The sequence below is a fragment of the Pseudomonas sp. PAGU 2196 genome (assembly GCF_022179005.1).
GTDB classification, from domain to species: Bacteria; Pseudomonadota; Gammaproteobacteria; order Pseudomonadales; family Pseudomonadaceae; genus Aquipseudomonas; species Aquipseudomonas kermanshahensis.
Map to the genome: position 1 here is coordinate 1 of NZ_BNTL01000062.1, position 3,095 is coordinate 3,095.

A 3,095-nucleotide genomic window follows, 5' to 3' on the forward strand; every position below is an offset into this window, starting at 1 on the left:
CAGGATCGCGCCGTCCATCTGGGCAGCACCGGTGATCATGTTCTTCACGTAGTCAGCGTGACCTGGGCAGTCGACGTGAGCGTAGTGACGAATGTTCGAGTTGTACTCGACATGAGCGGTGTTGATGGTGATACCGCGCGCTTTTTCTTCCGGAGCCGAGTCGATCTTGTCGAACTCAACGACTGCCGAACCGAAAACTTCGGAGCAGACGCGAGTCAGAGCTGCGGTCAGAGTGGTTTTACCATGGTCAACGTGGCCGATAGTGCCAACGTTCACGTGTGGTAGGGAACGATCAAACTTTTCCTTAGCCATCGATACAATCCTCCGCAGAAGAAATAGTCTTACGCTGATAAAGCTGATAAAACAAAGGCAGATATTTTCATATCTGCCTTGTTTATATGGAGCTCTTGAGCGGACTTGAACCGCTGACCTCACCCTTACCAAGGGTGTGCTCTACCAACTGAGCTACAAGAGCGAAACACTTTGCGCAAAATCCAGCAAACTTGGAGCGGGTAGCGGGAATCGAACCCGCATCATCAGCTTGGAAGGCTGAGGTTCTACCACTAAACTATACCCGCGGAGCTTGCGGCTCTCGCTAAAACTGGTGGAGGGAGAAGGATTCGAACCTTCGAAGCTCTCGCAACGGATTTACAGTCCGTCCCCTTTGACCGCTCGGGAATCCCTCCAGATGTGGCCGGCATTCTATTTGTCTGCCGCCCTAGTGTCAAGCGTTTTTTCAAATTTTTTCAATCAAATCTGAAACTTAGCTGCTTTGACACCGCTTCCAGCTCTACCACCTCAGTGGTGTTCCCTGTGAAGCGGGCGCCATTCTATCAAGCTATTCGCCAGTTGCAATACCCTGGCAGAAAATAATTTTATGTTTTAAGTCTTTGAAATCGTTGGAAAGAGCGACGAGTACTGTTTGGTCCAGCAAACGCTCGCTTTCCGGGGAAATCTTGAGCCAGAGACCATCAGCACCCGGTAACTGACCCGACACCGGGAACGCATTGATATCCAGGCTCAACAGCCGCTGGCGCAGTGCATCGAGCTGCTCTTTTGCCGCCAGGCCACCTACTACCAGGCATTCATCACGACGACGGGCCGGCGCGGACACACCGGTTTCACGCAATAGGCGAATTTCTTGCTGACTACCTTTGTACAACGACAGCGGGGCGACATCCTTGGCCTTGAGCGGGGCTTCCTGTTGGTGCCATACGTAATAGAAGACGTTGAGCACCAGCAACAGCAGAAACAACCAACGCATAAGCACCTCAGTCCAGTGGGCAGGCCATTGCCAGGCCAACGAATACCAGGTCAGGGACTACGCGCGCCGTCGGTGCCGCTTCACGCACCAACGGCGCATCCCCACCGGTAAGGAACACCGTAAAATTCTTCCCCCAGAGCGCCCGCGCCTGCTCAAGCTGAGTATGGGCAAAGCCCTGCAACATCAACACACAGCCACGCTCCACAGCCTCGACCGTCGAGCGGCCAGGGGCTAGGCTTGTCAGTGCGCGTACTGCCGAAGCATCGTCATAGCGGATACGCCGTGTATGCGTACGCAGCTGGCTGCGCATCAGCGGCATACCCGGGCAGATGTAACCGCCCAGGTGCTCGCCATCGGCGGCAATGAAATCGGATTTGGCGGCGGTACCAAGATCAATCACCAGACACGCCCCCTTGGCCAGGTGGAATGCACCCAATGCTGCAAGCCAACGATCCATGCCCAGGCGCTGGTAGTCTTCATAACCATTGCGCACCCCTGCCATTTGCTGAGCAGGTTCGGCAACGCGCGCCACCACCGAGAACGCCTGACGGATCAGCGCACAGAGCGCCGCGGTTTCTTCTTCGCTGCGCACACTGACGATACGACAGCCAGACAAACGCAACGACGCCAACGCACTGACCTCGGCCACCAATGCCTGGTCGGAATCGACAATACCGCCGCCCACGATCGTAGCGTCGGCGGCGTGAATGACTCGCCATTTAATGAAGCTGTTACCGCAATCGAGCTCAAGAATCATCACGCAACCTCAAACTGAGCTCACCACCACTGAAGCTCTTTTCTACACCTTCGACCTCAAGGCGCAAACCGCCCTGCCCGTCCACCCCCAGCACCACCCCATCAATGCGGGTACTGCCAGCAACAAGCGATACGTTACGCCCCTGCCATAGATGCGCCTGCTCCCATTCTTCCTGGAATGCAGCAAACCCATAGCGGCGGTGACGCGCCAATTCATGCTGCAACTGCTGACTGAGTTTTGCCACCAGACGGTTGCGATCAATAGCGGTGCCAACCTCTCGCCGCATCGAGGTCCACTCCTGGTCGACCTGGTCATTGGCTTGCATGTTTACATTGATACCTATTCCAAGCACAACGTGACACACGTCTGCAGGATCACCCACCAACTCAAGCAAGATACCGGTGATCTTCTGCCCACGAACAAGCACATCATTGGGCCATTTCAGCCCAACATCCTTCACTCCAAAGCCCTGCAGGGTCCGCATCACTGCCAACCCCACCACCAGGCTCAGCCCCTCGAGCTGACGCATGCCACCTTCGACACGCAGGACGAGACTGTAATAGAGGTTCTCTGCGAAAGGGCTGACCCATTGGCGACCGCGGCGGCCACGCCCAGCGCTCTGACGCTCGGCAAGGACCAGGAATGGCGCCGGCTGCCCTTCGCTTGCAAGCCGAAGCCCTTCAGCATTGGTTGAATCGATGGTTTCGTGGATGAAAACAGGCCACTGCTCACCCTCGGAGAATTCATTGATCGCTTGTGATTCGAGCAGGGCGAGAGGCACCGCCAGCTGGTAGCCACGCCCACGAACCTTGTGAATGGTGAGGTTCAGCTCACTCTCCAGGTGCTGCAGCTGCTTCCAAACGGCGCTGCGACTCACCCCGAGGGCTGCCCCCAAGGCTTCTCCGGAATGAAACCGGCCATCCTTGAGGAGATTCAACAACTTCAGCATGCCAGTCTCGACTTGGAATAAGGCTGGCATGATAGCTATGGGTAGTGGGCTTGCATAGGAAAAGGGCTGCCTGGAAAGACCGTAGGAAGGACTATTTTCGGCCACAAAAGACAAAACCCCTACCT

The 3,095-nt window shown here is 56.0% G+C and carries 4 protein-coding genes and 3 tRNA genes; all 7 read right to left on the reverse strand.

Annotated elements, in window-relative coordinates; translation table 11 throughout:
- Nucleotides 1-312, reverse strand: a 312-nt coding sequence (locus tag MFF34_RS27860) for a GTP-binding protein (protein ID WP_023631087.1), incomplete at its 3' end; no start/stop codon positions are given.
- Nucleotides 313-399: 87 nt separating this feature from the next.
- Nucleotides 400-475, reverse strand: a tRNA-Thr gene (locus MFF34_RS27865).
- Nucleotides 476-504: 29 nt separating this feature from the next.
- Nucleotides 505-578: transfer RNA gene (locus MFF34_RS27870), tRNA-Gly, on the reverse strand.
- Between the two features lie 24 nt (nucleotides 579-602).
- Nucleotides 603-686 (reverse strand) — tRNA-Tyr (locus MFF34_RS27875).
- A 152-nt stretch (nucleotides 687-838) separates the two neighbouring features.
- Nucleotides 839-1,264, reverse strand: coding sequence for a hypothetical protein (locus MFF34_RS27880; RefSeq protein WP_099428196.1), 426 nt, complete (start codon nucleotides 1,262-1,264; stop codon nucleotides 839-841).
- A 7-nt stretch (nucleotides 1,265-1,271) separates the two neighbouring features.
- A complete protein-coding gene (locus MFF34_RS27885; RefSeq protein ID WP_099428195.1) occupies nucleotides 1,272-2,021 on the reverse strand; it encodes a pantothenate kinase in 750 nt (249 codons plus the stop codon).
- Nucleotides 2,011-2,970: a bifunctional biotin--[acetyl-CoA-carboxylase] ligase/biotin operon repressor BirA gene (gene birA, locus MFF34_RS27890; RefSeq protein ID WP_238217814.1), complete on the reverse strand. Its 960-nt coding sequence runs from the start codon at nucleotides 2,968-2,970 to the stop codon at nucleotides 2,011-2,013. Before birA ends, MFF34_RS27885 begins: the two co-directional genes overlap by 11 nt.
- Nucleotides 2,971-3,095: the final 125 nt, after the last annotated feature.